24 protein-coding genes are annotated in these 26,803 nt (G+C 72.9%); 5 read left to right on the forward strand and 19 right to left on the reverse strand.

Annotated features, from left to right (window positions below; translation table 11 throughout):
* The first annotated feature begins 16 nt into the window (after window positions 1–16).
* Complete coding sequence (locus GTY47_RS07075; protein ID WP_010036568.1) at window positions 17–790, forward strand: SDR family oxidoreductase; 774 nt, start codon at window positions 17–19, stop codon at window positions 788–790.
* Here the strand turns inward: GTY47_RS07075 and GTY47_RS07080 are convergent.
* Entirely contained in the window at window positions 759–4,370 is a 3,612-nt protein-coding gene (locus GTY47_RS07080) for a hypothetical protein (RefSeq protein ID WP_010036569.1), read from the reverse strand. The two genes, GTY47_RS07075 and GTY47_RS07080, sit on opposite strands and share 32 nt — an antisense overlap.
* 95 nt (window positions 4,371–4,465) lie before the next feature.
* Here GTY47_RS07080 and GTY47_RS07085 point away from each other — a divergent pair, with 95 nt between their 5' ends.
* Window positions 4,466–5,173: an ester cyclase gene (locus tag GTY47_RS07085; RefSeq protein ID WP_010036572.1), complete on the forward strand. Its 708-nt coding sequence runs from the start codon at window positions 4,466–4,468 to the stop codon at window positions 5,171–5,173.
* Between the two features lie 73 nt (window positions 5,174–5,246).
* Here GTY47_RS07085 and groL read toward each other — a convergent pair whose 3' ends face one another.
* The 4 genes from groL to GTY47_RS07105 all read right to left on the reverse strand — a co-directional run bounded on the left by groL (window position 5,247) and on the right by GTY47_RS07105 (window position 9,110).
* Window positions 5,247–6,872, reverse strand: a complete 1,626-nt coding sequence (groL, locus tag GTY47_RS07090; protein WP_010036574.1) for a chaperonin GroEL — start codon at window positions 6,870–6,872, stop codon at window positions 5,247–5,249.
* A gap of 116 nt (window positions 6,873–6,988) precedes the next feature.
* Complete coding sequence (gene groES / locus GTY47_RS07095) at window positions 6,989–7,297, reverse strand: co-chaperone GroES (protein WP_029180951.1); 309 nt, start codon at window positions 7,295–7,297, stop codon at window positions 6,989–6,991.
* A gap of 200 nt (window positions 7,298–7,497) precedes the next feature.
* Entirely contained in the window at window positions 7,498–8,235 is a 738-nt protein-coding gene (locus GTY47_RS07100) for a polysaccharide deacetylase family protein (protein WP_010036576.1), read from the reverse strand.
* A complete protein-coding gene (locus tag GTY47_RS07105; protein ID WP_010036577.1) occupies window positions 8,232–9,110 on the reverse strand; it encodes a polysaccharide deacetylase family protein in 879 nt (292 codons plus the stop codon). Before GTY47_RS07105 ends, GTY47_RS07100 begins: the two co-directional genes overlap by 4 nt.
* A gap of 135 nt (window positions 9,111–9,245) precedes the next feature.
* On the opposite strand from GTY47_RS07105, the gene GTY47_RS07110 reads away from it, so the two are divergent.
* Window positions 9,246–10,445, forward strand: a complete 1,200-nt coding sequence (locus GTY47_RS07110; protein ID WP_010036578.1) for a methyltransferase domain-containing protein — start codon at window positions 9,246–9,248, stop codon at window positions 10,443–10,445.
* Here the strand turns inward: GTY47_RS07110 and GTY47_RS07115 are convergent.
* The 5 genes from GTY47_RS07115 to GTY47_RS07135 all read right to left on the reverse strand — a co-directional run bounded on the left by GTY47_RS07115 (window position 10,420) and on the right by GTY47_RS07135 (window position 15,872).
* Window positions 10,420–11,700 (reverse strand): RNA polymerase sigma factor, encoded by a 1,281-nt coding sequence (locus GTY47_RS07115; protein ID WP_010036581.1) that lies wholly within the window; start codon window positions 11,698–11,700, stop codon window positions 10,420–10,422. The two genes, GTY47_RS07110 and GTY47_RS07115, sit on opposite strands and share 26 nt — an antisense overlap.
* A gap of 47 nt (window positions 11,701–11,747) precedes the next feature.
* Window positions 11,748–12,104 carry a YciI family protein gene (locus tag GTY47_RS07120; RefSeq protein ID WP_010036584.1) on the reverse strand — a complete coding sequence of 119 codons (357 nt, stop codon included), beginning with the start codon at window positions 12,102–12,104 and terminating at the stop codon, window positions 11,748–11,750.
* Between the two features lie 130 nt (window positions 12,105–12,234).
* Window positions 12,235–13,278: an LCP family protein gene (locus tag GTY47_RS07125; protein ID WP_086012482.1), complete on the reverse strand. Its 1,044-nt coding sequence runs from the start codon at window positions 13,276–13,278 to the stop codon at window positions 12,235–12,237.
* Between the two features lie 84 nt (window positions 13,279–13,362).
* Complete coding sequence (locus tag GTY47_RS07130) at window positions 13,363–14,715, reverse strand: endo-1,4-beta-xylanase (RefSeq protein ID WP_010036591.1); 1,353 nt, start codon at window positions 14,713–14,715, stop codon at window positions 13,363–13,365.
* Window positions 14,716–14,807: 92 nt separating this feature from the next.
* A complete protein-coding gene (locus tag GTY47_RS07135) occupies window positions 14,808–15,872 on the reverse strand; it encodes a LacI family DNA-binding transcriptional regulator (protein WP_010036592.1) in 1,065 nt (354 codons plus the stop codon).
* Window positions 15,873–16,035: 163 nt separating this feature from the next.
* Between GTY47_RS07135 and GTY47_RS07140 the strand changes: the two genes are divergently transcribed.
* On the forward strand, window positions 16,036–18,348 hold the full coding sequence (locus tag GTY47_RS07140) for a glycoside hydrolase family 3 N-terminal domain-containing protein (RefSeq protein WP_010036593.1): 2,313 nt from the start codon (window positions 16,036–16,038) through the stop codon (window positions 18,346–18,348).
* 9 nt (window positions 18,349–18,357) lie between these two features.
* On the opposite strand, the gene GTY47_RS07145 is transcribed toward GTY47_RS07140, so the two are convergent.
* From GTY47_RS07145 to tsaB, 4 genes are read right to left on the reverse strand one after another with little or no spacing between them, the layout of a single operon-like run.
* Entirely contained in the window at window positions 18,358–18,615 is a 258-nt protein-coding gene (locus tag GTY47_RS07145) for a hypothetical protein (protein ID WP_010036594.1), read from the reverse strand.
* Complete coding sequence (gene tsaD, locus GTY47_RS07150; protein WP_010036598.1) at window positions 18,612–19,718, reverse strand: tRNA (adenosine(37)-N6)-threonylcarbamoyltransferase complex transferase subunit TsaD; 1,107 nt, start codon at window positions 19,716–19,718, stop codon at window positions 18,612–18,614. The genes GTY47_RS07145 and tsaD overlap by 4 nt, the downstream gene beginning before the upstream one ends.
* Window positions 19,711–20,208, reverse strand: coding sequence for a ribosomal protein S18-alanine N-acetyltransferase (rimI, locus tag GTY47_RS07155; RefSeq protein WP_040902803.1), 498 nt, complete (start codon window positions 20,206–20,208; stop codon window positions 19,711–19,713). Before rimI ends, tsaD begins: the two co-directional genes overlap by 8 nt.
* A 29-nt stretch (window positions 20,209–20,237) precedes the next feature.
* Window positions 20,238–20,891 carry a tRNA (adenosine(37)-N6)-threonylcarbamoyltransferase complex dimerization subunit type 1 TsaB gene (gene tsaB, locus GTY47_RS07160; protein WP_010036601.1) on the reverse strand — a complete coding sequence of 218 codons (654 nt, stop codon included), beginning with the start codon at window positions 20,889–20,891 and terminating at the stop codon, window positions 20,238–20,240.
* A 137-nt stretch (window positions 20,892–21,028) separates the two neighbouring features.
* Here tsaB and GTY47_RS07165 point away from each other — a divergent pair, with 137 nt between their 5' ends.
* Window positions 21,029–21,586, forward strand: coding sequence for a hypothetical protein (locus tag GTY47_RS07165; protein ID WP_010036602.1), 558 nt, complete (start codon window positions 21,029–21,031; stop codon window positions 21,584–21,586).
* A gap of 35 nt (window positions 21,587–21,621) precedes the next feature.
* On the opposite strand, the gene GTY47_RS40140 is transcribed toward GTY47_RS07165, so the two are convergent.
* From GTY47_RS40140 to GTY47_RS07185, 5 genes are all read right to left on the reverse strand, one after another.
* Complete coding sequence (locus GTY47_RS40140) at window positions 21,622–21,798, reverse strand: hypothetical protein (protein ID WP_010036604.1); 177 nt, start codon at window positions 21,796–21,798, stop codon at window positions 21,622–21,624.
* Between the two features lie 142 nt (window positions 21,799–21,940).
* On the reverse strand, window positions 21,941–22,465 hold the full coding sequence (gene tsaE, locus GTY47_RS07170; protein ID WP_010036605.1) for a tRNA (adenosine(37)-N6)-threonylcarbamoyltransferase complex ATPase subunit type 1 TsaE: 525 nt from the start codon (window positions 22,463–22,465) through the stop codon (window positions 21,941–21,943).
* Window positions 22,431–23,690, reverse strand: a complete 1,260-nt coding sequence (locus GTY47_RS07175; protein WP_010036608.1) for an alpha/beta hydrolase — start codon at window positions 23,688–23,690, stop codon at window positions 22,431–22,433. Before GTY47_RS07175 ends, tsaE begins: the two co-directional genes overlap by 35 nt.
* 106 nt (window positions 23,691–23,796) lie before the next feature.
* Window positions 23,797–24,966, reverse strand: coding sequence for an alanine racemase (gene alr / locus GTY47_RS07180; RefSeq protein ID WP_010036609.1), 1,170 nt, complete (start codon window positions 24,964–24,966; stop codon window positions 23,797–23,799).
* A 361-nt stretch (window positions 24,967–25,327) separates the two neighbouring features.
* The gene (locus tag GTY47_RS07185) at window positions 25,328–26,791 is read right to left on the reverse strand and encodes an NAD(P)H-hydrate dehydratase (protein ID WP_010036613.1); all 1,464 of its coding nucleotides are present in this window, start codon (window positions 26,789–26,791) and stop codon (window positions 25,328–25,330) included.
* Window positions 26,792–26,803: the final 12 nt, after the last annotated feature.

The following is a 26,803-nucleotide window of genomic DNA, read 5'->3' on the forward strand; positions in this document are numbered from 1 at the left end:
TAACTACCCTTGCGCCATGACAACGGCTCTGATTACGGGATCGACGGCAGGCATCGGGGCCGCGTTCGCGCGGCGACTGGCGGCGGACGGGCACAACCTCGTGCTGGTGGCCCGCGACACCAAGCGGCTGCGGGAACAGGCGACCGAGCTGCACGACCGGCACGGCATCGAGGCGGAGGTGCTGACGGCCGACCTCGCCGAGGACAAGGGCATCGAGGCGGTGGCCGACCGGCTGGCCGACCGCAAGAACCCCGTCGACCTGCTGGTCAACAACGCCGGCTTCGGCAACAAGGGCCGTTATCTCGACGTCCCCATGGCCGACGAGCTGCGGATGCTGAAGGTGCACTGCGAGGCGGTGCTGCGGCTGACGTCGGCGGCGACGGAGGCCATGCGGGAGCGCGGCCGCGGCGGGGTCGTGAATGTCGCGTCGGTGGCCGCGTTCGTCCCCCGGGGCACCTACGGCGCGTCCAAGGCCTGGGTCGTGCAGTTCACCCAGGGCGCGGCCCGCGACCTGGCCGGCAGCGGCGTACGCCTGATGGCGCTCTGCCCCGGCTTCGTGCGCACCGAGTTCCACGAGCGGGCCGGCATGGGCACGGACAACATCCCGGGCTGGATGTGGCTCGACGCGGACAAGCTGGTGGCGACGGCCCTGCACGACCTGGCCCGCGGCAAGACGCTGTCCATCCCGGACCCGCGGTACAAGGCCCTGATGGGGGCGGCGAAGCTGGTGCCGCGGGGGATGCTCGGGGCGGTGTCGTCTAGGACGGGGCGGAAGTACGGGCCTCAGTAGGCGCCCCAGGGTGCTGCGCGCAGGCGGACTTCATCGCGTCGGCGGCCTCCACCACGAGCGGAACCACGTCCGGTGCCTGCCTGAGGAGGGCGGGCAGGGCCGACACCCACTCACCGCCCTGGAGGGCCAGGGCAGCCAGTCGCCGGGCCTGTTCGTCGTCGGTCGTCGCGGCCGCGATGCGCGCCCAGGCCCGGGACAGCATCGCCGGGACGGGGACCGTCCGGGCGAGTTCCTCGGCGCGGGCGCACTCTCCCGACCCGGCCAGCACGTCGACCAGGCCGAGCGTCCCATGAGCGCGGTCGTACGGGTCCTCGATGGTGCGCAGCGTTTCCATGGCCCGCTCGTGGTGCCCGAGGGCGGTCAGGGCCTCGGCGAATGCCGTGACCCCGATGTACCGCGCGGACCCGCTCAGCCGGTCCGGTGGTGTCATGGCGTCGAGCGCGGCCCGGGCGGCATCGCCCTCCCCCGCTGCGGCCAGGGCCCTGACCAGAGCGCTCAGGTCCATCATCGAGGGGCGGTCGTACCCGCTCTCGATCGCGATCAGTTCGTCGACGATGCGCCGCGCCCTGTCGGTGCGACCCGTTTCGGTCATCGTCACCGCGAGCGCGCAGAGTGCTGAGGTACCGTTCCCGGGCTCGGCGGCCTCGCGCACATGGGCCTCGGCCGCTTCGACGTCGCCGGCTTCGGCCAGACCGCGGGCGAACGGCACGACCAGCGACGACAGGATCCCCGCGAGTGCGGGGTCCGCTTCGGCCTCGGCCGTCGTCACCGCTGCGGCCCGGTCCACCTCACCGGATCTGGCCCATCCCCGCACCACCGGGGCCAGGAGGTCTCGTCGCTCGAAGTCGTCAGGTGCCCGCCCTGCCCATGTCTCCGCCCGGTCCAGCTGTCCGGTGGCCGTGCAGGCGGCGACCAGCGCCCGCAAGGACGACATGTACTCCCCTGGAGAGGCGTAGGGCTCGCTGCGGCGGTCCGTGAGCAGCGTCTCGGTCCCGTGGAGCACCGCGAGCGCCGCTTCCCGGTGCCCCGCTTCGGCCAGCGCCGTGGCGGCGGCGCCGAGTTTCCGGGCGGCCGTCAGGGGATGGAGCACTCGGGTCCGGCTCTCGACGGCCAGCAGGACCCGGACGGCCTCCTCGCGCCGTCCGGCCCGCACCAGGGCGGCAGCCACCTCGAGAGACGCATGGTTCTGCTCCACCGGGTGGGCCAGGGAATCAGCGAGAGCCCGGGCCCGGTCCGGGTCTCCGGACTGCGCCAGGGACTCGACGACCTCGTAGAGGGCCGACGGGACCTCCATCCGCGGTCCCAGGGCGCGTGCCAGCGACTCGGCCCGGTCGACCTCGCCCGCGTCCGCCATGATGCGCACGATCGAGCACAGTGCCGACCACGCGATGTCCGCGGCCGGGATCTGCCGGACCAGGGCCTCGGCCTGCTCGTAGCGCCCGGCTCTCGCCCGGGCCTGTGCCACGTCCCGCAGCGCGCGGTGGTGTCCCCGCGGGCTGAGCGTGGCGAGCAGGGCCTCGGCCCGGTCGAGCTCCCCGGCCCACGCCAGCCACCCGGTCAACTCCCCCGCGGCCTCCTCGTAGTCCACTTCGCCGTACAGGCCGGCCAGGAACGACTCGGCCCGGTCGAACTCGCCGGCGTCGGCCAGGAGGCTCACCACCTCGTCGTCCTCCGCACGGTCCCGCGCCCACGCCACGGCCTCGGCACAGAGGGCGTCAGCGCGCTCGTGCTGCCCGGACTCGCGCAGTGCGGAGGCCAGCGTGATCAGCGCGGCGGCGCGGGCGCCCGGTTCGGTGGCTCTCGCCATCATCTCCGCCTCGGCGTGCCGGCCTGCTGTCGCGTGGGCCGATATCACGACGTTCCCCATACCGGTGCGGCACGCCTCGTTCGGTGCGCCGTCGACCAACTCCTGTGCGAGATCCCACCGCTGGGCCGCGAGGCAGGCCTTGCCGATCTGAACGTACGCATGGACGTGGAAGTACTGCGTGCCGACCGTCCTCGCCAGCGCTGCCGCCCTGTCGAACTGCCCGGCCCGGGCGAAGAGGTCCGCGATCGTGCAGCGCGCCAGGTCGTCCCGGCTGTGGCCCTCGCCCTGACGCGCGGCCTCCGCCGCCTCGACGAGCAGGTCCACCGCCCCGTCACGGTCGCCCTGCTCCAGCAGCACATCGGCGACGGCGGCCAGGCCCATGCCCCGGCGATGACCGTTCGGGAGGCTGCGGGCCAGTGCGACGGCCCGGCCGGTCTGCCCTGCCAGGGCCCAGGCGTGCGGCAGGGAGTCCGGGGCGCCGGCACTGCGGTCGACCAGCCGTTCCCGGTGGATCGCCAGGCGCAGTGAGTCGAGCGGCCGTCGCGCACCGCGCTCGATGATCAGGTCCTCGGTGAGGTGGATCTCGTTCACGGCGGACGCGTCACTGCCGGTGAGGACCAGCATGCGCTCCTGGCGCCGGGTGTCCGCCCCGTACCGGAGCATCCGCTCCAGGTCACCGGTGGACCGGAGCATCCGGAAGTATCCCCGCAGCAGATACTCCGGCGTCTCCTCCGGCCAGCCGCGCGCACGCCACTCCTCCGCCCAGGCGTGCAGTTTCGCGCGGTAGAGGTCCATCCGGGACGTGCCGAGCATCTCCTCGGCCTGGGCCTGCAACTCCTCGTGGCCGAGCAGATAGACGTCGACTCGCAGGCCGAAGGTCCGCCCCGCCCGGGTGCTCAGGACGTCCCGCACCCGGTACGGAACCGCTCCGGTCAGCGCGGCCAGGTCCTCGGCCGTCAGGCCGCCGCCCGCCACTGCCACCAGGCCCAGCAGGTCGTGCTCCAGGCCGCCCGCCTCGATCAGCCGCTTCAGCTCGCGTTCCGCCTCCGCGCGGATCGCCCGGGCGTACGGGGAGGGCGACAGCGTCCGTACGATCGCGGGGTCGCGCAGCGGATGGTCCTCGGGTACGTCACCGGGCAGCGGCGGGTTGAGCCGCCCCGCGACCAGGACCCGCATCCCCGCCTCCGGGCGGGTGGGCAGCAGGCTCGCGATGCTGTGGGCGTCCGGGCCGGTCGTGACGCCGCGGTCCTCGTCCAGGCCGTCCACCAGGAGGACCAGACGTTCACCGCGCTCTGCGCAGGCGCGGGCGGCGGCACCGTACAGGTACAGGAGGTGGGCCTCGCGGGTCGCCACGGTCAGGTGGGCGGGCAGGGCCTCTCCGGACAGCTCCGCCAGCTGTTCGAGTACGACGTCCACGTAGGCCACGACGTCGTTCTGCGCGCCCAGCCGGGCCGTGATGAAGAACGGGACGATCCGTACGCCCCGCGGAGGGTGCAGGGCGAACCAGGACAGCAACGCCGTCTTGCCGGCCCAGGCGCCGGCCCGCCACCAGGCGTACGCCGGGCCGGAGTCGGCCGTGCAGAAGGCGGACAGCTCGGCCGACTCCGCCTCGCGGTCGACGAGTCGGGGCGGGGCGATGCGGCGGACCTGCTCCCAGTACGCCGAACGCACCGCCGAAGTGAGCAGGATCCGGTTGTGATCGCCGGTGACGGCCACCGCGATGTCACCGCCCGCGGCCACCGACCGCTCCGCCCGCTTCCCCCACCAGCGCATGGCCTCATGATGCCAAAGGGCCGGGAGGCGACGAGCGGCTCCGGTGGGGACAATGGAGCTGTTCAGCCGGACCCAGGGGGGCCGGAGGCGAGGCCATGACCTTCGTACAGCTCATCGAATGCAGGACCAGCCGGCTCGACGAGATGAACCGGCTGATGGACAGGTGGGTCGAACAGACCAAGGGGAAACGGACCGCTACGCACAGTGTGGTGGCGAAGGACCGGGCCGACGCCTCGCACATCGTCGAGATCGTGGAGTTCCCGTCGTACGAGGAGGCGATGCGCAACTCCGGGCTTCCGGAGACCGACCGGATCTTCCAGGACATGGTGGCGCTCTGCGACGAGGCGCCGACGTTCACGGACCTGGACGTGGTGCGGGACGAGCAGCTGAACTCGGCCACCGCGCGCAGGTTCTTCGAGCTGGCGCCCGGGCAGGGTGCGGCGCCCGCGTTCAACGACGTGTTCATCGAGGACTACCACGACCACGATCCGGCCAATGTGCAGGACGTCATCGGGCTGGACGCGCTGCGGCGCGAGGTGGAGGTGTGGCGGGGCGGGTTCGACTTCTCGTTCACCATCGAGGACCAGCTCGCCGAGGGCGACCGGGTGTGCACCCGGTGGACCTGGAGGGGGCACCACAAGGGTGACTTCCTCGGGATTCCGCCGACCGGGAAGGACGTCACCATGACCGGGACGACCGTCCACCGCTGCACGCCGGACGGGAAGCTCGCCGAGGGCTGGTGGCAGTACGACCGGCTGGGGCTGATGCAGCAGCTCGGGGTGCTGGACCCGCTGGAGTTGTGACGGGTCCCCGCATACGGGAGAAGCCCCCGTTCCGCGCGAGGCGGGGCGGGGGCTTCTCGCAGAGGTCGGTGCCTCAGTGGGCGTGGCCGTGGCCGTGACCCGCGGCGGCCGGCTCCTCCTCTTCCTTCTTCTCGACGACCAGGGTCTCGGTCGTGAGGAGCAGGGAGGCGATGGAGGCGGCGTTCTCCAGGGCGGAGCGGGTGACCTTGACCGGGTCGATGACGCCGGCCTTGATCAGGTCGCCGTACTCGCCGGTGGCGGCGTTGAAGCCCTGGCCCTTGTCCAGCTCGGCGACCTTGGAGGTGATGACGTAGCCCTCCAGGCCGGCGTTCTCGGCGATCCAGCGCAGCGGCTCGACGACGGCGCGGCGGACGACCGCGACACCGGTGGCCTCGTCGCCGGACTTGCCGAGGCTGCCCTCCAGGACCTTGGCGGCGTGGACGAGAGCGGAGCCACCACCGGAGACGATGCCCTCCTCGACCGCGGCGCGGGTCGCGGAGATGGCGTCCTCCAGACGGTGCTTGCGCTCCTTCAGCTCGACCTCGGTGGCGGCACCCACGCGGATGACGCACACGCCGCCGGCCAGCTTCGCGAGGCGCTCCTGGAGCTTCTCGCGGTCCCAGTCGGAGTCGGTGGTCTCGATCTCGGCCTTGATCTGGGCGACGCGGCCCTGCACGTCTTCCTTGTTGCCGGCGCCGTCGACGACCGTGGTGTCGTCCTTGGTGACGGTGACGCGGCGGGCGGAGCCGAGGACCTCGAGGCCGACCTGGTCGAGCTTGAGGCCGACCTCCTCGGAGACGACCGTGGCGCCCGTGAGGACGGCCATGTCCTGCAGCATCGCCTTGCGGCGGTCGCCGAAGCCGGGGGCCTTCACCGCGACGGCGTTGAAGGTGCCGCGGATCTTGTTCACGACGAGGGTCGACAGGGCCTCGCCCTCGACGTCCTCGGCGATGATCAGCAGCGGCTTGGAGGCGTTGGCCTGGATGACCTTCTCCAGCAGCGGCAGCAGGTCCGCGATGGCGGAGATTTTGCCCTGCGTGATGAGGATGTACGGGTCGTCCAGGACGGCTTCCATGCGCTCCTGGTCCGTCACGAAGTACGGCGACAGGTAGCCCTTGTCGAAGGCCATGCCCTCGGTGAAGTCCAGCTCCAGACCGAAGGTGTTGGACTCCTCGACGGTGATGACACCGTCCTTGCCGACCTTGTCCATCGCCTCGGCGATGAGCTCGCCGACCTGCTGGTCCTGGGCGGACAGCGCGGCGACGGCGGCGATGTCGGACTTCTCGTCGATCGGGCGGGCCGAGGCGAGCAGGTCCTCGGAGACGGCGGCGACGGCGGCGTCGATGCCCTTCTTCAGGGCGGCCGGGGAGGCACCGGCGGCGACGTTCTTCAGGCCCTCGCGCACGAGCGCCTGGGCGAGCACGGTCGCGGTGGTCGTACCGTCACCCGCGATGTCGTTGGTCTTGGTCGCCACCTCCTTGACCAGCTGGGCACCGAGGTTCTCGTACGGGTCCTCGATCTCGACCTCGCGGGCGATCGTGACACCGTCGTTGGTGATGGTGGGGGCGCCGAACTTCTTGTCGATGACGACGTTGCGGCCCTTGGGGCCGATCGTCACCTTGACCGTGTCGGCAAGCTTGTTGACGCCGCGCTCGAGGGCGCGACGGGCGTCCTCGTCGAACTTCAGGATCTTCGCCATGGGAGCGTGAGCCCTCTTCCGGAATCTGGGTTAACGGCACTGCGCCCCGGGCGCCCGGCTTCTTGGTGATCGCGGGGGGCCAGGGGCGCAGCTCAAAGCAATGTGCTTGGGGTGAATTACTTCTCGACGATCGCGAGGACGTCGCGAGCCGAGAGGACGAGGTACTCCTCGCCGTTGTACTTCACCTCGGTGCCGCCGTACTTGCTGTAGAGCACGACGTCGCCGACGGAGACGTCGAGCGGAAGACGGTTACCGTCCTCGAAGCGGCCCGGGCCGACGGCCAGGACGACGCCCTCCTGGGGCTTCTCCTTGGCGGTGTCCGGAATGACCAGGCCCGAGGCCGTGGTCTGCTCCGCGTCCAGCGGCTGGACCACGATGCGGTCCTCGAGCGGCTTGATGGCAACCTTGCTGGCGGTCGTCACGATCCGACCTCCCCCTTCGGAGATCTCACGGGGTTAACTGTCTGAGGTGGCGACCAGGTGGATCCGTCGTCGCGGGTGCCGGACCTGCCCGTCGCTGTGTTGGCACTCTCCATTGGGGAGTGCCAGAGCCGAGACTATGACTGCGATTAGCACTCGGTCAAGCGGAGTGCCAATTGCCGGGCGGCGCGTCGGCCAGGTGCTCTCTACAGGTGGTCCTCCAGTCGCCCGACCCGCAGCCCTCGCGCCTCGATCTCCAGCAGCAGTCGCACGGTCCGTTCCGTCAGGGTCAGGGACGTGGGCTCGCCCGACGGTACGGAGACGATGTCACCGGGACGCAGGCCGGGCTTGCCACGGGTGTAGGTCAGGTCGCCGTCGGGGCCCAGGGACGCCCGCCAGAGGACGACTGCCCGGATGCCGCAGTCGGCGGCGGCCCGCAGGGTCGTCGTGTCGTACGTGCCGTAGGGCGGGCGGAAGAGGCGGGGGCGGATGCCGAAGCGGGAGCGGAGTTTGAACTGCTGGCCGCAGATCTCGGCACGCTGGCCGGCGTAGGGCAGGCCGCGCAGGGCGGGGTGGTCGAGGGTGTGGTTCTGGATGGACGCGCCGACCGCGCGGAGCCGGGCGAAGTGGCCGTAACCCGGCCCCACGACGCTGTCCGTGAGGAACATGCTGACCGGAAGCCGCCGTTCGCGGACGAGGCCGACGAAGCGGGGGTCGCGCTCGGCGCCGTCGTCGTAGGTCAGGAAGACCACCCGGTCGCGGGTGCGGACGTGGTCCACGACGGGCGGGAGGCCGCCCCGGTCCGGCCCGCGGGCGTCGCTCGACGCGTGCGTCGGGGGCCGGCCCCGGGCCTCCGCGCCCGCGCGCTCCCCCACGGTCCCGGCGCAGCCGGCCAGCAGGATCGCTCCCGCGCACACCACCGCGGCCGGCGACCGCCGCCTCACAGGTAGTCCTCCAGCCGGCCCACCGCGTACCCCTCGGCCGTGACCTTGTTCAGGAAGCGGCGGATCATGTCGGGCATCGTGCCCTGCCACTGGGCACGGCCGCGGAAGTGGGTGAGGACGATGTCGCCCGGGCGGAGTCTGTTGTCGCCCTCGCGGTACTCCCAGTGGTCGGCGAAGACCTCCTCGTTCCAGAGGGGGACGTACTCGATGCCGCAGGCCTTGGCGGCGCGCAGGGTCGCCCTGTCGTAGCTGCCGAAGGGCGGGCGGAAGAGGGTCGGGCGCTTGCCGTAGCGCCTCTCGAGGAGGCGCTGCATGCCGCAGATCTCGCGCTTCTGCGTGCGGTACGGCAGGCCCCGCATGTAGCGGTGGCGGAGGGTGTGGTTGTTCAGGGCCACGCCCAGGCCCTGCATCCTCTCGAAGTAGCGGTAGTCGTCCTTGATCAGGTAGCCGCTGAGGAAGGCGCTGTACGGGACCTTCAGGTCGCTCATCATCCGCAGGAACGCCCGGTCCTTCTCGACGCCGTCGTCGACGGTGAGGAAGACGACCTTGTCCCGGGTGGGGACGGTGGTGAAGACGGGCGGGAGGTTCAGCCTCCGGTGACCGTCCACCTCGAAGCCCTCGCGGGTCCTGATCCTCGGCTTCCTCGCGGGGGCCGACGGGGCGGTCAGCGGGACTGTCCGCAGCCCCCAGCGCTGCGCGGCGGCGACCCGGACGGCATGCGCGCCGCGCAGCTTGGAGGCGTAGGAGTCGAGCGCGCGGGCCGGGGGCGCGTCCAGGGGCTGCTGGCCGCCGGCCGCGGGGATCCGGCCGCTGTCGTCCTGCGCGCAACCCGACGCGATGGCGGCGAGGGTGAGTACGGCGAGGCCGATCCGCATGCCGCCAGACGCCCGGCTTTTGTCATTTTGTACGACTACTCCCATGATGCGGGATCCTCGCAGCCGGTCACCCCGGATCGGCCCCGACACCGCGACCGACGGCGCACCATCCACCAGGTGGCCCACAATGATCCGGTGAACGACCTCGCCCTCCTCCTCACCCCCGAAGGCCGCGTCCTCCTCGACGAGGTGCGGGACACCGATCCGGCGCGGGAGCTGGCCGTCGCGACCCGGTTGCGCCGTGAGCACCCCGCCGAGCTGGTGTCGGCGGCGCTGGGCCAGGCACGGCTGCGGCAGCGGGCGGCGGTGAAGTTCGGGGCCGAGGACGCCGGCCGGATGTTCTTCACGCCGAACGGGGTCGAGCAGTCGACCCGGGCGAGCGTGGCGGCCCACCGCGCGCGGCGCATGGCCGAGTCGGGCGTGACCTCGGTCGCCGACCTGTGCTGCGGCATCGGCGGCGACGCGATCGCGCTGGCCCGGGCCGGGATCCGGGTCCTGGCCGTCGACCGGGACCCGGCGACGGCCGCGGCGGCGCGGGCGAACGCCGAGGCGCTGGGGCTGGCCGGCCTGATCGAGGTGCGGGAGGCGGATGTCACGGACGTGGACACGGCCGGTTACGACGCCGTGTTCGTCGACCCGGCCAGGCGCGGCGGCCGGGGCCGGATCTTCGACCCGGAGGCGTACTCACCGCCCCTGTCCTGGGCGGTGTCCGCGGCCCGCCGCGCCCCTCGCGCCGCCGCGCTGAAGATCGCCCCCGGCATCCCGCACGAGGCGGTCCCCGAGGACGCCGAGGCCGAGTGGATCTCCGACGGCGGCGACGTGAAGGAGGCGGTGCTGTGGTTCGGCACCGCGCCCGGGGCGGTACGGGCCACCCTGCTGCCGGGCCCCCGCACCCTGCTCTCCCGCGGCCTGCCCGACCCGGAGGTCCGCCCGCCCGGCCGTTACCTGTACGAGCCCGACGGCGCCGTCATCCGGGCCCACCTGGTCGCCGAGGTGGCCGACGAGGTCGGCGGCGGGCTCCTCGACGCGACCATCGCCTACGTCACGGCCGACGCCCTGCACCCGACCCCGTACGCCACGGCCTACGAGATCACCGACCACCTCCCGTTCAACGTCAAGAAGCTGAAGGCCCTGCTGCGGGAGCGGGAGGTCGGCAACCTCACGGTGAAGAAGCGCGGCTCGGCGGTCGAGCCGGAGGAACTCCGCAAGAAGGTCAAGCCCCAGGGCCGGCACGCGGCCACGGTGTTCCTGACGCGGGTGGCGGGAGCACCGGCGATGCTCATCGGGCACCCCGCCCAGGCAGGAGCCGTCAGCTCTGCTCCGCCGCCCGCCTGAGCAGCAGGTGCCTTTCCCGCTCGTTCCGCGTCAGCGACGCCGCCCGTTCGAACTCCGCCCGGGCCTCCGTCGTGCGGCCGAGGCGGGACAGCAGGTCGGCCCGGACGCTGGGCAGCAGGTGGTAGTCCCGCAGGGCGGGGTCGTCCGTCAGGGCGTCGACGACGGCCAGGGCGGGGCCGGGGCCCTCGGCCATCGAGACGGCCACCGCGCGGTTCAGTTCCACCACCGGGGACGGGGTACGGGCGGCCAGGAGGCCGTACAGGATGGCGATGCGGGGCCAGTCGGTCTCCTCGTACGTGTACGCGTGCGCGTGGCAGGCGGCGATGGCGGCCTGGAGGAGGTACGGGCCCGGGGCGCCGGAGGAGATGGCCTCGGCCCTGCCCAGCGCGGCGACGCCGCGCGCGATGAGCATGCGGTTCCAGCGGGCGCGGTTCTGGTCCTTGAGGAGGACCGGTTCGCCGGAGGGACCCGTGCGCGCCGCCGTGCGGGACGCCTGGAACTCCAGGAACGCGGTCAGGCCGTGCACCTCGGATTCCTTCGGCATGAGGCCCGAGAGCACACGGGCCAGGCGCAGGGCGTCCTCGCACAGGGACGGGCGGAGCCAGTCGTCGCCGGCCGTGGCGGCGTACCCCTCGTTGAAGACGAGGTAGATGACGTCCAGGACCGAGCCGAGGCGGGCCTCGCGGTCGGGGCCGTAGGGCACCTCGAAGGCGATGTTGCGCGTCGCCAGGGTGCGTTTGGCGCGGACGATGCGTTGCGCGACGGTCGGCTCGGGGACCAGGAACGCGCGGGCGATCTCGGCCGTGGTGAGGCCCCCGACGAGGCGCAGGGTGAGGGCGGTGCGGGCCTCGGTGGACAGGACCGGGTGGCAGGCGGTGAAGACCAGGCGGAGCAGGTCGTCGTCGATGTCGTCCGGGTCGGCGGGCTCCTCCGGGGGAGACACCGCCGACAGGTCCCGGCCGATCTCCGCCAGCTTGCGGGCGTAGTTCTCACGGCGGCGGACCAGGTCGACGGCGCGGTTGCGGGCGGTGGCCATGAGCCAGGCGCCCGGGTTGTCGGGCACCCCGTCCCGCGGCCACTGCTCCAGCGCGGCGACCAGCGCGTCCTGCGCGAGTTCCTCGGCGATGCCGACGTCCCGGACGACCCGGGTGACGCCGGCGATGATGCGGGGCGACTCGATGCGGAAGACCGTTTCGATGGCCTCGGCGGTCCGGTCGGGCCGGGGCGCCGGGGAGGCGGTGGGCTGCGGGGTCACAACCCACCATCAGACACCCCTGGCGCCGCCCGGCCAAGGAGGACCGGTCAGCCCTCGGCGATCTGCCGGACCTCGGCGGTGATCGTCCAGTAGTCCTCGTGCAGGGACAGGAACCGCTTGGTCCACTCGATCGCCTCGGCCTTGTCCTTGCACTGGCTGATCGAGTAGCCGCCGATGACCTCCTTGGACTCGGTGAACGGCCCGTCGGTGACGGACAGCCGCCCGCCGTCCCAGGTCACCCTGGTGCCGTCCGAGGTCGGGGTGAGACCGGCCGTGTCGAGCATGACCCCGGCCTTGGTGATCTCCTCCAGGAGCTTGCCCATCCGCTCCTGGAGTTCGGGACTCGGACCCTCGGCGGGGGCGTTCTTCTCGTCGATGCGGATCAGGGTGAGAAAGCGCGGCATGGTGACTCCTCGGGACTCTGCGGAGCGAGGTCCTTCCTCGCTCTCACCCCTGCGTCGATCGGGAGACCTCCGGATCGACACGCTCCCGGTCTTTTTCTCCGGGAACTTTCCCGGAGCGCGTTTGCGCAGGTCAGCGCAGTGACTCCCACAGCTTCCGGGCCTTCGGCTCCTCGGCCACCACCCGGTTGGGATCCGACGGCGCCCGCACCACCGGCATCGTCACCGTCCGCACCTCGCTCGCCGACAGGCCCTTCAGGCTCTGCCCCAGCCGGGTCAGCTCGCCGAGGGAGTCCAGGCCGGTGTCGGTGGTGAGGCCGGCGGTCACGGCGTCCGCGACGCGGTACAGCTTCGCCGGGTCGGTGAGCAGGTCCTGCGCGGCGATCTGTTGCAGCAGTGCCTTCACCAGCTTCTGCTGGAGGCCGATGCGGCCCAGGTCGCTGCCGTCGCCTATGCCGTGCCGGGTGCGGGCCAGGGCGAGGGCCTGCGTGCCGTCCAGGTGATGGGTGCCCGCCTTCAGGTGCAGATGGCTGTAGTCGTCGGCAATGTCCTCGTCCGTGGCGACGGTGACGCCGCCGAGCGCGTCCACGAGCTTCGCGAAGCCGGAGAAGTCGATCTCGACGTAGTGGTCCATGCGGACGCCGGTCATCGACTCGACCGTCTTCACCGCACAGGCCGGACCGCCCACCGCGTACGCGTCGTTGAACATGGAGTCGTACGCGACACCGGTCGTCCCGCCGGACGGCCTCGGGCAGGAGGGGCGGGTGACCAGGGTGTCGCGCGGGATGCTCACCACCGTCGCGCTGGTGCGCCCGGCGTCGAGGTGGACGACCATCGCCGTGTCGGAGCGGGCACCTGAGCTGTCGCCGCCGCCGAGCCTCTGGTTCTCCTCGCCGCTGCGCGAGTCGGAACCGAGGACCAGGATGTTGAGGGCCTCGCTGGGCAGGGCCGATGCGGAAGGAGACGGCGTGACCACCGGCTTCGGCGGGCGGTTGTCGCCCAGCGCGTTGTTGATGTCGACGCTCTTGATGTTGTCGTTGAGATGCCAGTAGGCCCAGCCCGCCGAGCCGATGCCGAGCACCAGCGCGCCCGCCAGGGCGAGGCCGGCGATCCGCAGCGCTCTCGACCGCCGGCCCACGGCTCTGCCCTCGTCCCCGTTCCCGTCACGTCCCGTCACGGGCAGGAACGTAAGTCCGAATTATTACGAGCAGGGCCCCCCGGGCGATTTTCTTCGGAAATTCTCAGACTTCTCGGTCCGCCCTCACCCCAGGGTCACCACGGGCACCGGGTTGCTCCCGCTCCACGAGCCGTTGAAGCCGAACGTGACCGAACCGCCGTCCGGCACCGACCCGTTGTACGAGGCGTTCGCGCAACTGACCGCCGCACCCGACTGCGTGCAGCTCGCGTTCCAGGCCTGCGTGATCCGCTGCCCGGCGCCGAACGTCCAGTTCGCCTTCCACGACGACAGCGAGGCGCCCGAGCAGGCGATCCGCACCTGGCCCGTGTAGCCCGTGCTCCACTGACTGGTGACGCTGTACGTCGCCGAGCAGGCGCCCGTCGGCGGCGTGGTCGTCGTCCCGCCGAGGGCCTGCGCGATGGCGTGGTACGCCGGTTTCGGCCGGTAGTTCTCGTCGTACGGGGTCGCCGCGCCCTGGCCGGGGAAGGTGTCCGGGATCCAGGAGTCGGAGTCGGTGAAGCCCCAGACGGTGACACCGGTACAGCGCGCGACCGCCACGCAGGCGTTCATGACCGCCTTGTAGTCGGCGGCCTGCTGGGTCAGCTTCGCCTGCGTCGCCGGCAGCTGCATCCGGATGTCCAGCTCCGTGATCGCCACGTCGACGCCCAGGTCGGCGAAGCGCTGGATGTTCTGCTGCATCGTCGAGGGCACCTGACCGACGATGAGATGGGCCTGGAGCCCGACCCCGTCGATCGGAACTCCGCGCTCCTTCAGCGACTTGACCAGGTTGTAGAGAGCCGTGCTCTTCGCGTTGACGCCCTCCACGTTGTAGTCGTTGATGTACAGCTTGGCGCCCGGGTCGGCGGCCCGGGCCCAGGTGAGGGCCTGTGCGATGTAGTCCTGGCCGAGGGTGTCGTGGAAGAGGGTCGGGCGGTAGGTGCCGTCCTCGTTGAAGGGCTCGTTCACCACGTCCCAGGCGGCCAGCCGGCCCTTGTAGCGGCCGACCTCGGTGGCGATGTGATCCCGGACGATGGCGCTGAGCTGGTCCCGGGTCCAGTTGCCGTTCGTCAGCCAGCCCGGGTTCTGCTGGTGCCACAGCAGGGTGTGGCCGCGCACCTGCTGGTCGTGGGCCTCGGCGAAGTCCACGATCTGGTCGGCCTCGGCCCAGTTGTAGCTGCCCCGGCTCGGCTCGACGGAGCCCCACTTCATGGCGTTGCCGGGGGTGAGCCAGTTGAACTCGCGTCCGGCGATCTCGCCGTAGGTGCCGGTGAGCTTCGAGCCGGTGACCGCCGTGCCCATGACCTTGCCCTTGGCCTCGGCCAGGTCGCGCAGCGGGGAGTCGGCGGCGTGCGACGCGGGGGCCGCGGCCAGCAGGGAGCCGGCCGCGACGACACCGGCCAGCAGGGATGTGAGTAAGCCCGATCTCAGCGATCTCATTGCGGGTGCCTCCGAAAGTTTCGGTTGTGCAACCGATTGGCTTCGGTGCAGTGTGGAGGCGCCCGGAACACCCGTCAATACAGCCCCAACGGTCAACCGCCCGCGGGCGCCGCCGTACTGCTGCGCACCACCAGGCTGGTCGCCAGCTCCACCCGGGTCGCCGCCGGAGTGCCCGCCTCGCGGCCGAGGTCGAGGACCAGCTTGGCCGCCGCCTCGGCCATCTCCGTCAGCGGCTGCCGTACGGTCGTCAGCGGCGGCCCGACCAGGGGCGCCAGCGGCAGATCGTCGAACCCGACCACGCTCAGGTCCTCGGGGATGCGCAGCCCCAGCTCGCGCGCGGCCTCGTACAGCCCGAGCGCCTGGAGGTCGTTCCCGGCGAAGACGGCGGTCGGCCGGTCCGGGCGACGCAGCAGCTCCAGGCCGATCCGGTAGCCGGCCTCGTGGTGGAAGTCGCCGTTCGCGATCAGCGCGGGGTCGACCGGCAGACCGGCGGTCTCCAGCGCGGCCCGGTAGCCGTCGACCCGGGCGCGGCTGCACATCATCTGCGTCGGCCCGCTGATCGCGCCGATCCTGCGGTGTCCCAGGTCGACCAGGTGCCGGGTGGCCGCGAGACCCCCCTGCCAGTTGGTCGCGCCGATCGACGGCACGTCGGCCCCCGGGTCACCGGCCGGGTCCATCACCACGAACGGGATGGAGCGGCTGGTCAGCAGCGCCCGCTGCGACTCGTCGAGTCCGGACAGGACCAGGATCACGCCGTGCGGGCGGCGCGCGGCGACCTGGTCGGCCCAGGTCCGCCCGGGGGTGAGCCGCCCGGCGCTCTCCGACAGCACCACGCTGAGCCCCGCGTCCCGGGCCACGTTCTCCACACCCCGGATGACCTCCAGCGCCCAGGCGCTCTCCAGCTCGTGGAAGACCAGGTCGATCAGCGGCGAGCGGGTCGCCTCGGCACGGCGGCGCCGGTAGCCGTGGGCGCGCAGCAGATCCTCGACGCGGGCCCGGGTGGCGGGGGCGACGTCGGCCCGGCCGTTGAGGACCTTCGAAACAGTCGGCGCCGACACACCGGCCTCACGGGCGATCTCGGCGAGCGTCGCGGTCTGCGCGCTGCGCCCCTGCGTCCGGGTTTGCGTCCGGCTTTCAACCGGCTCCGGGGATGTCATGGCGGCGATCGTATCCCTGCGGGCCCCCTTGACGAAGTCCCCGCGGCGCCATAGGTTCCCGGAACATTCGACATACTTACCGAAACATTCGTGGAAGCGGGCGTGAGAGACGCTCGTGAGCACCGTTCGTGAGAGGGCCGTCCGTCCACCCGACAGGAGCTTCATGACCACCGCGCCCTGGCGTGACCCCGCCCTGCCCGCCGCCGCCCGCGTCGACGACCTGCTCTCCCGGATGACCCTGGAGGAGAAGACCGCCCAGCTGTACGGCGTGTGGGTGGGCGCCGCGACGGACGGCGACGGGGTCGCTCCGCACCAGCACGACATGACCGTGGACTACGAGTGGGACGAGCTGATCACCCGCGGCCTGGGCCAGCTCACGCGCTCCTTCGGCACCGCCCCCGTGGACCCGGCGCTGGGCGCGCAGGCGCTGGCCCGCGCCCAGCGCCGCATCACCGAGGCCGGCCGCTTCGGCATCCCGGCGGTCGCCCACGAGGAGTGCCTGGCCGGCTTCACCGCCTGGCAGGCCACGGCCTACCCGGTCCCGCTGGCCTGGGGCGCGACCTGGGACCCCCCGCTGGTCGAGGAGATGGCCCGGCGCATCGGCGACGACCTGCGCTCGGCCGGCGTGCACCAGGGCCTCGCGCCCGTCCTGGACGTCGTACGCGATCCGCGCTGGGGCCGCGTGGAGGAGACGATCGGCGAGGACCCGTACCTGGTCGGCACGGTCGGCACGGCCTATGTGCGGGGCCTGGAGTCGGCCGGAGTCATCGCCACGCTGAAGCACTTCGCCGGGTACGCCTCCTCGGCCGGCGCCCGCAACCTGGCGCCCGTACGGGCCGGCACCCGCGAGTTCGCGGACGTCACCCTCCCGCCCTTCGAGATGGCGCTGCGCGAGGGCGGCGCCCGTTCGGTGATGGCCGCCTACACGGAGCGGGACGGCGTCCCGGCCTCGGCGGACCCCGAGCTGCTGACCGGACTCCTGCGCGAGGAGTGGGGCTTCACCGGCACGGTCGTCGCGGACTACTTCGGCATCGGCTTCCTCCACACCCTCCACCGGGTCGCCGGCACCCCGGCCGAGGCGGCCCACGCGGCCCTTCAGGCCGGCATCGACGTGGAACTGCCGAGCCTCAAGTGCTACGGCGATCCGCTGGTGGACGCGGTCCGCTCGGGCCGGGTCCCCGAGGAGCTCGTGGACCGCGCGGCCCGCCGCGTCCTGCTCCAGAAGTGCGAACTGGGCCTGCTGGACGAGGACTGGACCCCCGAGCCGGCCGCCACGGTCGACCTCGACTCCACGGGCAACCGGATCCTGGCCCGCCGCATCGCCGAGGAGTCCGTCGTCCTGCTCGACAACCCCGACGGCCTGCTGCCGCTGGCCCCCGACACCCGGATCGCGGTGGTCGGCCCCCGGGCGGCCGACGCCCTGGCCATGCTGGGCTGCTACTCGTTCCCCTCCCATGTCCTCACCCACCACCCCGGCGTGCCCACCGGCATCGAGATCCCGACGGTCCTCGACGCCCTGCGCACCGAACTGCCCGACGCCAAGGTGACGTTCACGCAGGGCTGCGACGTGACGGACCCGGACACCTCCGGCTTCGAGGAGGCCGTCGCCCGCACCGCCGAGGCGGACGTGTGCGTGGCGGTCCTCGGCGACCGGGCGGGCCTGTTCGGCCGCGGTACCTCGGGCGAGGGCTGTGACGCGACGGACCTCGCCCTGCCGGGCGCCCAGGGCGAGCTGCTGGACGCGCTGGTCGCCACCGGCGTCCCCGTGGTGCTGGTGCTGCTGACCGGCCGTCCCTACGCGCTCGGCCGCTGGCACGGCCGCCTGGGCGCGGTCGTCCAGGCGTTCTTCCCGGGGGAGGAGGGCGGCCCGGCAGTGGCGGGAGTGCTGTCGGGCCGCGTGAACCCGTCGGGCCGTCTCCCCGTGAGCGTCCCGCAGGCCCCCGGCGGCCAGCCCTGGACGTACCTCCAGCCGCCCCTCGGCCTCGCGGGCGAGGTCAGCAACCTCGACCCGACCCCGCTGTACGCCTTCGGGCACGGCCGCTCGTACACGACGTTCGCCTGGGAGGACGGCACGGGCGGCGAGGAGCCGGCGGAGATCGGCACGGACGGGACGTACGACGTCTCGGTGACCGTCCGCAACACGGGCGACCGCGAGGGCGCGGAGGTCGTGCAGCTGTATCTGCACGACCCGGTGGCGTCGGTGACCCGCCCCGACGTGCGGCTGATCGGCTACCAGCGTGTGACGGCGGCCCCGGGCGAGGCGGTGCGGGTGACGTTCCGCTTCCACCCGGACCTGTCGTCCTTCACCGACCGCTCGGGCCGGCGCGTGGTCGAACCGGGCGCCCTGGAGCTGCGGCTGGCGGCGTCCAGCGCGGACGTACGCCACACGGCACGCCTCATCCTCACGGGCCCGCTCCGGGTGCTCGGCGCCGACCGGCGGCTGCGCTGCGAGACCGAGGTGACGGACGCGGGGTGACGGCGGGGGTCAGCCGGAGCCCACCGACTCGAACCGCCAGCGGTGCACGGCCCGGGTCACCAACTCCCCGTCCGGCTCCGGCAGTTCGGGCAGCTCTGCGCCGTACGGGGCGTCCCACCAGGTGATGACGAGGACCCGGTCCTGGGGAGCGCGCAGGGTCTCCCGGCGCAGGGGCTGAGCGGGGAGCTCCTGCGCCCGCGCCCAGGCCAGCAGGTCCTCGCCCCGCCCTGGCACCGCCCGCGCCTCCCACATCAAGGCGACCGTCACGAGTAGAGGTTCTCCTTGCTGATCTCGTGCACATGGTCGTGGCCGTGCCCGTGGCCCGGCACGTGCGGCTCCGTGACCGGCAGCGAGGAGTCCGCCGGCAGGTCCCAGCTCGACGCGGCCCGGTTGCGGGCCACCATCTCGGCGCCGAGCGCGGCGACCATCGCACCGTTGTCCGTGCACAGCTTGGGCCGCGGCACCCGCAGCCGGATCCCGGCCGCCTCGCAGCGCTCCTGGGCCAGGGCGCGCAGCCGGGAGTTGGCGGCCACGCCGCCGCCGATCATCAGGTGGTCGACACCCTCGTCCTTGCAGGCCCGGACGGCCTTGCGGGTCAGTACGTCCACGACCGCCTCCTGGAAGGAGGCCGCCACGTCCCGCACCGGGACCTCCTCCCCCGCCGCCCGCTTCGCCTCGATCCAGCGGGCCACGGCCGTCTTCAGCCCCGAGAAGGAGAAGTCGTAGACCGGATCGCGCGGACCGGTCAGGCCGCGCGGGAAGGCGATCGCGTCCGGGTCGCCCTCGCGTGCGTACCGGTCGATGACCGGGCCGCCCGGGAAGCCCAGGTTCAGCACACGGGCGATCTTGTCGAAGGCCTCACCGGCCGCGTCGTCGATGGTCGCGCCCATCGGGCGGACGTCGGAGGTGATGTCCGAGGACAGCAGCAGCGAGGAGTGGCCGCCGGACACCAGCAGCGCCATGGTCGGCTCCGGCAGCGCGCCGTGCTCCAGCTGGTCGACGCAGATGTGCGAGGCGAGGTGGTTGACGCCGTACAGGGGCTTGCCGAGCGCGTAGGCGTACGCCTTCGCCGCCGAGACGCCGACCAGCAGGGCACCGGCGAGGCCGGGACCGGCGGTGACGGCGATGCCGTCGAGGTCGCGGGCGCTCACTCCCGCTTCCTTCAGCGCGCGGTCGATGGTGGGGACCATCGCCTCCAGATGGGCCCGGGAGGCGACCTCGGGCACGACACCGCCGAACCGGGCGTGCTCGTCGACGCTGGAGGCGACGGCGTCGGCGAGCAGGGTGGTGCCGCGGACGATACCGACACCGGTCTCGTCACAGGAGGTCTCGATGCCGAGAACGAGAGGCTCGTCGCGTGAGTCAGCCATTGATCTGGGTTCCTTGTACGGAAGTCGAACCCGCGGCGGAGCCGCTGTCGGGTTTCGTGGTCAGTCGCATCACCAGGGCGTCCACATTCCCCGGCTGGTAGTAGCCGCGCCGGAAGCCGATGGCCTCGAAGCCGAAGCGCTCGTACAGCTTCTGCGCGCGGACGTTGTCCACACGGCACTCCAGCATCACTTCGGCGCATTCGAAGGCGGTCGCGGCCCGCAGCAGTTCGGCGAGGAGACGGCCGCCCAGCCCCGTCCCCCAGTACTCCCGGGTGACGGCGATGGTCTGGATGTCGGCCTGCTCGCCGGAGGAGGCGACACCGGCGTACCCGACGATCCGCTCCCCCGCCTCCGCCACGAGGTACTTCCGGCTCGCCTCCGGCCCGCGCGCGTGGGCCAGCTCGGACCAGAACATGCCCCGCGACCAGGCGTCGTCGGGGAACAGGTCCCGCTCCAGCTCCAGCACGGGGTCGATGTCCCACCAGCGCATCTCGCGCAGCACACACGTCTCGGACCCGGTCACTTGGGGGTGACCACCTTGTAGTTCTTGGGGACCTGGGCGTCGGGGCGGCGCAGGTACAGCGGCCGGGGCGCGGGGAGGTCCGCGCCCGCCGCCAGCCGTTCGGCGGCCAGCCGGGCGAGCGCGGCGGCGGACACGTGCTCGGGTTCGTGCGCCTGGGGGAAGGTGTCCGGGTACAGCAGCGCGCCCGCGCCGACCGCGGGCAGGCCCGCGACCTGCCCGGCGATGTCGGCGGGCCGGTCGACGGCCGGGTCGGTGACACGGGTGCGGGAGTCGGCGTAGCGGGCCCAGTAGACCTCCTTGCGGCGGGCGTCGGTCGCCACGACGAACGGGCCCTCCAGGTCGGCGGCGTAGGCGAGGCCGTCCAGTGTGCACACGCCGTGCACGGGGACGCCGAGCGCGAGTCCGAAGGTCTCGGCGGTCATCAGGCCGACGCGCAGTCCGGTGTACGGGCCCGGCCCGATGCCGGCGACGACCCCGGTGACGGCGTCGAGCTTCAGACCGGCCTCGGCGAGCACCCGGTCGATCGCGGGCAGCAGCAGTTCACCGTGCCGGCGCGCGTCCACCTGACTCGACGAGGCGATGACGTCCCGGCCGTCGTGCAGCGCGACGGTGACGGCGGGTGTGGCGGTATCCAGAGCGAGCAAGAGCACGCAAACAGCCTACGGCTCCCCGGGGCCCGTGTCGGACGTACCTGTCAGGCCGTCACCTGCTGCTACCGTCACCTTCCGTCACGGCGCGGTATGCGCACCGTGCACGACAGGGACGTACGACGTGGAGGTGGGCGCCGGTGGCAGTCAGCAGCTCGGGGATCGTGGCCGGGCTCACCGCCGCGGCCCTGGCGACGGTCGGTTACCTCGCCCACCAGGCGGCACAGACCCTCCCGGCCGGCCTGGGCCGGGCGCACGCGGGCACCACACCCCCGGCCGGCACCTCGAAGGCGCCGCCCCGGGCCAGGAAGGACCCCGCCGCGCTGCCCGCCGGCTCCGGCGAGGGCGCACGGGTCGTGTACTCCCTGCACGGCGACCGGGTGTGGCTGGTCGGCGGTGACGAGGTGGTCACCCGCACGTTCGAGGTCACCCCGAGCGCGGTGGATCCGGCCCCGGGGAACTACGCGGTCACGTCCCGCTCGAACGCGGTCACCGGCTCCGACGGCGTCCCCGTCGAACACGTCGTGCGCTTCACCAGCGTGGGCGGTGTGGTGATCGGCTTCAGCGCGGCCGTGAACGACTCGGCCCCGGCACCGGCCCCGAAGGAACGCACGGGCGGCATCCGCGAGTCACGCGCGGACGGCGAGGCGATGTGGACGTTCGCGACGATCGGCCGCAAGGTCGTGGTCGTCCGCTAGCACCCACGTCCGCGATCCGATCCGGACGACGGGCCCTAGGCGGCTTCCCGGTGGTCGGCCACCGGATCGACCGGCCCGGCGAAGTCCGGTTCCGGAACCCGCGGTGGCGTGGAGATCAGCGCCGCCGCCTCGCCCGCCGCCAGCAGGTCACGCATGGACACCCCGGCGACCGCGAACGGCAGCGGCTGCCCCTTGCTCTCTGTAGCCGACATGGACGCCTCCCGAAGGCGGGGCGGGCGTAGTTAGGCAGACCTAACTACGGACTGGATACCATGTGACCACGCACAAGACGCCGAACGCAACATTTTGCCGACGCCTTGTCGGAACGTTCATCAAAACACCACGCGCCGGGAGCTACGCCCCGAGCACGCTCAGGTCCGCCGAAGCCCAGCGTTCCCCCACACCGGTGATCGTCATCTGCCGGACCTCGTCGGTCGTGTCGCCCACCGCGCGGTGGATCACCACCTGGAGCCGGTCCTCGGTCAGCTCCTCGACCTTGCCCTCGCCCCACTCCACGACGACCACGGACTCGGGCAGCGAGACGTCGAGATCGAGGTCCTCCATCTCGTCCAGCCCGCCGGAGAGCCGGTAGGCGTCGACATGGACCAGCGGCGGCCCGTCGCCCAGCGAGGGATGCACCCGGGCGATCACGAACGTCGGCGAGGTGACGGCCCCGCGCACGCCGAGTCCCTCGCCCAGCCCACGCGTCAGGGTCGTCTTGCCCGCTCCGAGCTCTCCGCTGAGCATCACCAGGTCACCGGCGCGCAGCAGTTTCGCGAGTCGGCGGCCCAGCTCCCGCATCTGCTCGGGGGAGGTGACGACGATCTGGACGGAGGATCCCGGCTCAGCCGGGTTGTGCGGTGCTGCTGGTGCTTCCATAGCCCTTCACGGTAGCCCCTGCGGGCACGGCACCCGTGCGGGTGAGCAGGTCGGCGAGGCGGTCGGTGACCACTTCCGGGTGTTCCAGCATCACCAGGTGCCCCGCGTCCGGCACCAGCACCAGCTCGGCGTCCGGCAGCAGATCCGCGATGGCCTCGCTGTGCTCACTCGGCGTGACCAGGTCCTGCACCCCGGCCAGGACGAGGACCGGCACGTCGGCGAAGTGGGCGAGCGCCTCGGTCTTGTCGTGGTCGTTGAACGCCGGGTAGTACTCGGCGACCACGTCGATGGGCGTGCTCTCGATCATCCGCTCGGCGAACCGGGCGACGGCCGGGTCGACGTCCCGGGACGCGAACGAGTACCGCTTGATGACCCCGGCGAAGAGGTCCGCGGTGGCCCGGCGCCCCTTCTCCACCAGCTCGGCCCGCTGCCCCATCGCCTTCAGCACGCCGGGCAGCACCCGCCGCACCACGTTGACCCCGGCGACCGGAAGCCCGTAGTTGACCTCGCCGAGCCGCCCCGACGACGTCCCCACGAAGGCCACCCCGACGACCCGCTCCCGAACCAGTTCTGGGTACTGGTCGGCCAGCGCCATCACCGTCATGCCACCCATCGAGTGGCCGACCAGCACGATCGGCCCCTCGGGCGCGGCCGCGTCGATGACGGCCTTCAGGTCGCGGCCCAGCTGCTCGATGGTGACCGGCTCGTCCCGCCCCTGGGCCACGCCCCGCCCGGACCGGCCGTGGCTGCGCTGGTCCCAGTGGACCGTCCGTACGACACCTCTGAGCGCCGCCCGCTGGAAGTGCCAGGAGTCCTGGCTGAGGCAGTAGCCGTGGCTGAAGACGACGGTGACGGGGGCGGGGGCCTTGCGGCCGAAGAGCCGTCGGCGGCGCGGGCCGATGGCGGCGGGGGCGGCCTCCGGGTCGAGGTCGTCGACCTCGTAGTACAGCTCCGTGCCGTCGTCGGCGAACGCCTTGCCGGGCATGCCGCGCAGCGAGCCGTAGGGTCCCGCGGAGTCGAGGGCGAGCCGGGCCTTCTGGCGCATGCCCCGGCCGACCGTCATCCGCTCCAGGGCGACACCGGCGGCCGCTCCCGCGGCCACCACGCCTATCGCGACACCGGCGATGCCGGTCGCCCGGCGCCAGCCTCCCGCCGCCCCCGCGGCGGAGGCCGCGACGGCCGCGGTGGCGGCGTTCGCGACGACCTCCGCACTGCTCTCGCTCACGTACCGCTCCTCTTCGCCGGGGTGCTGCTGCCGATGCTGGTGCTGCTGCTCGTGGTGCTGGTGTTGTCAGGGTGCCTGTCGTTGTGCGTGACCGGTCCTGTGCGAGTTACCCGTCCTCTTCGTCATTCACATAGACGCGAGGAACGCGCGTTCCGATCCGGGTCACGATCTCGTAGGCGATGGTTCCGGCCGCCTGGGCCCAGTCCTCGGCGGTGGGCTCGCCGCGGTCCCCGGGCCCGAAGAGCACCGCCTCGGCGCCCGGTGGGGGCTCGTCGCCGCCCAGGTCGACCACGAACTGGTCCATGGCGACCCGCCCCGCGATGGTGCGCCACTTGCCCTCGACCAGGACCGGCCCGGCCGAGGACGCGTGCCGCGGGATGCCGTCGGCGTAGCCCAGCGGAACGAGACCGAGGGTGGTCTCGCCGGGCGTCACGTACCGGTGGCCGTAGCTGACGCCGTGCCCGCCCGGCACGTGCTTGACCAGGGCGAGCGAGGCGGACAGCGTCATCACCGGGCGCAGCCCGAAGTCGGCCGGGGTGCCCAGCTCGGGGCTGGGCGAGATGCCGTAGGTGGCGATGCCGGTGCGGACCAGGTCGAAGTGGCTCTCGGGGAGCGTGAGCGTGGCCGGTGAGTTGGCGATGTGCCGGACCTCGGGGCGGACGCCCTGCTCCTCGGCGTAGGCGACCATCTCCCGGAAGCTGCCGAGCTGGGCGGCGATGGAGGGGTGGCCGGGCTCGTCGGCGCAGGCGAAGTGCGACCACAGCCCCGTGACCCGCAGGAGCCCGTCGGCCTCGGCGCGCAGCGCCTCACGGACCAGCTCGGCCCAGTCCTCACCGGGCTGGCAGCCGCCGCGTCCGAGCCCGGTGTCGGCCTTGAGCTGGACCCGCGCGGGCCGGTCCGCCCGCCGGGCGGCCGCGGTGACCTCCCGCAGGGCCCACATCCCGCTGACGGACACGTCGACGTCCGCCTCGATCGCCTCGCGCCACGGCCCGCCTGGCGTCCACAGCCAGCACATGATGCGGCCCGGCAGCCCGGCGGCCCGCAGGGCGAGGGCCTCCTCGGGCGTCGCCGTGCCCAGCCAGTCGGCCCCCGCGGCGACGGCCGCGCGGGCACACGGCACAGCCCCGTGGCCGTACGCCTCGGACTTCACCACGGCCATCAGGGCCGCGCCCGGCGCGTGGGCACGCAGCGCCCGCACATTGGCCCGCAGGGCGGCCAGGTCGATCTCCGCGCGGGCCCGCAGGGGCGCGGTCCGCGGGGCTGTTCTCTCGCTCATCGCGCCCAGTGTCTCAGAGGGCCCCGACCCACCCGCGGCAGCGGCCCCCGACCAGCCGCTTCCGTCCCGGACCTGCGCACCCACACGAACGCCCGGTCCCCCTTCTCCACACCGGGCACGGCCGGCCGCACTCCAGCCCGTCCGGCGCTTGCGGACGAGGCCGTCCAGGCCGAAGCGGGGGCCCGGGGACGGCAGCCCCCGGACTCGGGACGGGATGGAGGGGGCGACCCGCCCCACAGCGACCCCCGCCCACTCCGCCCGCACCCTCACTCGGCCGAGAACACTCCCTCACTCGGCCGAGAACACTCCGTCACTCGGCCGAGAACATCCCGCCTTCACTCAGTCGAGAATCATCCCGCCCTCACTCAGCGAGAACATTCCGCCACGCCTCCGGAACGGCCTCCGCCACGTCATGCGCCCCGACCGGCGCCCCGTCCGCCGCCAGCCTCCCGGCCAGCCCGTGCACATACGCCCCCACGCTCCCCGCGTCCACCGTGGAAAGCCCCGCCGCCAGCAACGACCCCGCCAGCCCCGACAACACGTCCCCGCTCCCCGCCGTCGCCAGCCAGGCCGTCCCCGTCGGATTCACCCGCACGGCACCGCCCCCCGAGTCGGCGATCAAGGTCGTGGACCCCTTCAACAGCACGGTCGCCCCATACCGCCCGGCCAGCTCCCGCACCGCCGCCAGCCGCCCGCCTTCGACCTCCGCCCGGTCGACCCCGAGCAGCGCCGCCGCCTCCCCCGCATGCGGCGTCATCAGCGTCGGCGCCCGCCGCGCCCGTACGACCCCCGCCTCGGCCAACCGCAACCCGTCCGCGTCGACCAGCACCGGGACATCCGCCGCCAGCACCTCCCCCACCGTCGCCGCGTCGTCCCCGGCCCCCGGCCCGACGACCCACGCCTGCACCCGCCCGGCGTGCTTCGGCCCCTGGTCCGACACGAGCGTCTCGGGGAACCGGGTGATGACGGCGTCCCCGGCCGGCCCGACGTACCGCACGGCCCCGGCCCCGCCCCGCAGCGCTCCCGCGACGGCGAGCACGGCGGCCCCGGGGTAGCGCGCCGACCCGGCGGCGATGCCGACGACACCCCGCCGGTACTTGTCGCTCTCGGCCCGCGGCACCGGCAGCAACCGCGCCACGTCCGCGTGCTGCAACGCCTCCAGCTCCGGCTCGACCGGCAGCTCCAGCCCGATGTCGACCAACCGCACCGACCCGGCGTACTCCCGCGCCGGATCGATCAGCAGCCCCGGCTTGTGCGCCCCGAACGTCACCGTCAGATCGGCCCGGACCGCGACGCCGCGCACCTCCCCGGTGCCGGCATCGACCCCGCTCGGCAGATCGACGGCGACGACGGCGGCCCGCGACCGTTCGGCTGCGGCGGCCAGCGGCACCGCGTCCGGCCGCAGCCCGCCCTTCCCGCCGATCCCGACGATGCCGTCGACGACGAGATCCGCCCGCTCGATCAACTCCTCGACGCCCGCCGCGCCCCCGCCGGCGCCTTCGGCCCCACCGGCGCTCACGGCCCGCCCCCCGGCACGCCGCAGCGCCGCGAGCCCCCCGGCGTGAGCCCGCTCCGGCGCGAGCAGCACCGCGGTGACACCGGCCCCCCGCCGGGCCAGCCGGGCACCGGCGTACAACGCGTCACCCCCGTTGTCCCCGCTCCCGACCAGCAGCACGACCCTGCTCCCGTACACCCGCCCCAGCAGGTCGGCGCAGGCCGCGGCGAGTCCGGCGGCGGCGCGCTGCATCAGCGCCCCCTCCGGCAGCCGCGCCATCAGCTGCCGTTCGGCGGTCCTGACCGTCTCCACGCTGTACGCACTACGCATGCGGTCGAGTTT

Source organism: Streptomyces sp. SID5464, assembly GCF_009862985.1.
GTDB lineage: Bacteria > Actinomycetota > Actinomycetes > Streptomycetales > Streptomycetaceae > Streptomyces > Streptomyces chartreusis_D.

Bases quoted from the DNA above. Each gene is read 5' to 3' on its own strand.
- tsaD (WP_010036598.1), bottom strand. From the start codon at position 19,718: ATGGCTGACTCACGCGACGAGCCTCTCGTTCTCGGCATCGAGACCTCC.
- groL (WP_010036574.1), bottom strand. From the start codon at position 6,872: ATGGCGAAGATCCTGAAGTTCGACGAGGACGCCCGTCGCGCCCTCGAG.
- GTY47_RS07130 (WP_010036591.1), bottom strand. From the start codon at position 14,715: ATGAGATCGCTGAGATCGGGCTTACTCACATCCCTGCTGGCCGGTGTC.
- GTY47_RS40140 (WP_010036604.1), bottom strand. From the start codon at position 21,798: ATGTCGGCTACAGAGAGCAAGGGGCAGCCGCTGCCGTTCGCGGTCGCC.
- GTY47_RS07105 (WP_010036577.1), bottom strand. From the start codon at position 9,110: ATGCGGATCGGCCTCGCCGTACTCACCCTCGCCGCCATCGCGTCGGGT.
- GTY47_RS07075 (WP_010036568.1), top strand. From the start codon at position 17: ATGACAACGGCTCTGATTACGGGATCGACGGCAGGCATCGGGGCCGCG.
- rimI (WP_040902803.1), bottom strand. From the start codon at position 20,208: ATGCGCTGGTGGGACATCGACCCCGTGCTGGAGCTGGAGCGGGACCTG.
- GTY47_RS07185 (WP_010036613.1), bottom strand. From the start codon at position 26,791: ATGCGTAGTGCGTACAGCGTGGAGACGGTCAGGACCGCCGAACGGCAG.
- GTY47_RS07140 (WP_010036593.1), top strand. From the start codon at position 16,036: ATGACCACCGCGCCCTGGCGTGACCCCGCCCTGCCCGCCGCCGCCCGC.
- GTY47_RS07120 (WP_010036584.1), bottom strand. From the start codon at position 12,104: ATGCCGCGCTTTCTCACCCTGATCCGCATCGACGAGAAGAACGCCCCC.
- GTY47_RS07135 (WP_010036592.1), bottom strand. From the start codon at position 15,872: ATGACATCCCCGGAGCCGGTTGAAAGCCGGACGCAAACCCGGACGCAG.
- GTY47_RS07085 (WP_010036572.1), top strand. From the start codon at position 4,466: ATGACCTTCGTACAGCTCATCGAATGCAGGACCAGCCGGCTCGACGAG.
- tsaE (WP_010036605.1), bottom strand. From the start codon at position 22,465: ATGGAAGCACCAGCAGCACCGCACAACCCGGCTGAGCCGGGATCCTCC.
- alr (WP_010036609.1), bottom strand. From the start codon at position 24,966: ATGAGCGAGAGAACAGCCCCGCGGACCGCGCCCCTGCGGGCCCGCGCG.
- GTY47_RS07080 (WP_010036569.1), bottom strand. From the start codon at position 4,370: ATGCGCTGGTGGGGGAAGCGGGCGGAGCGGTCGGTGGCCGCGGGCGGT.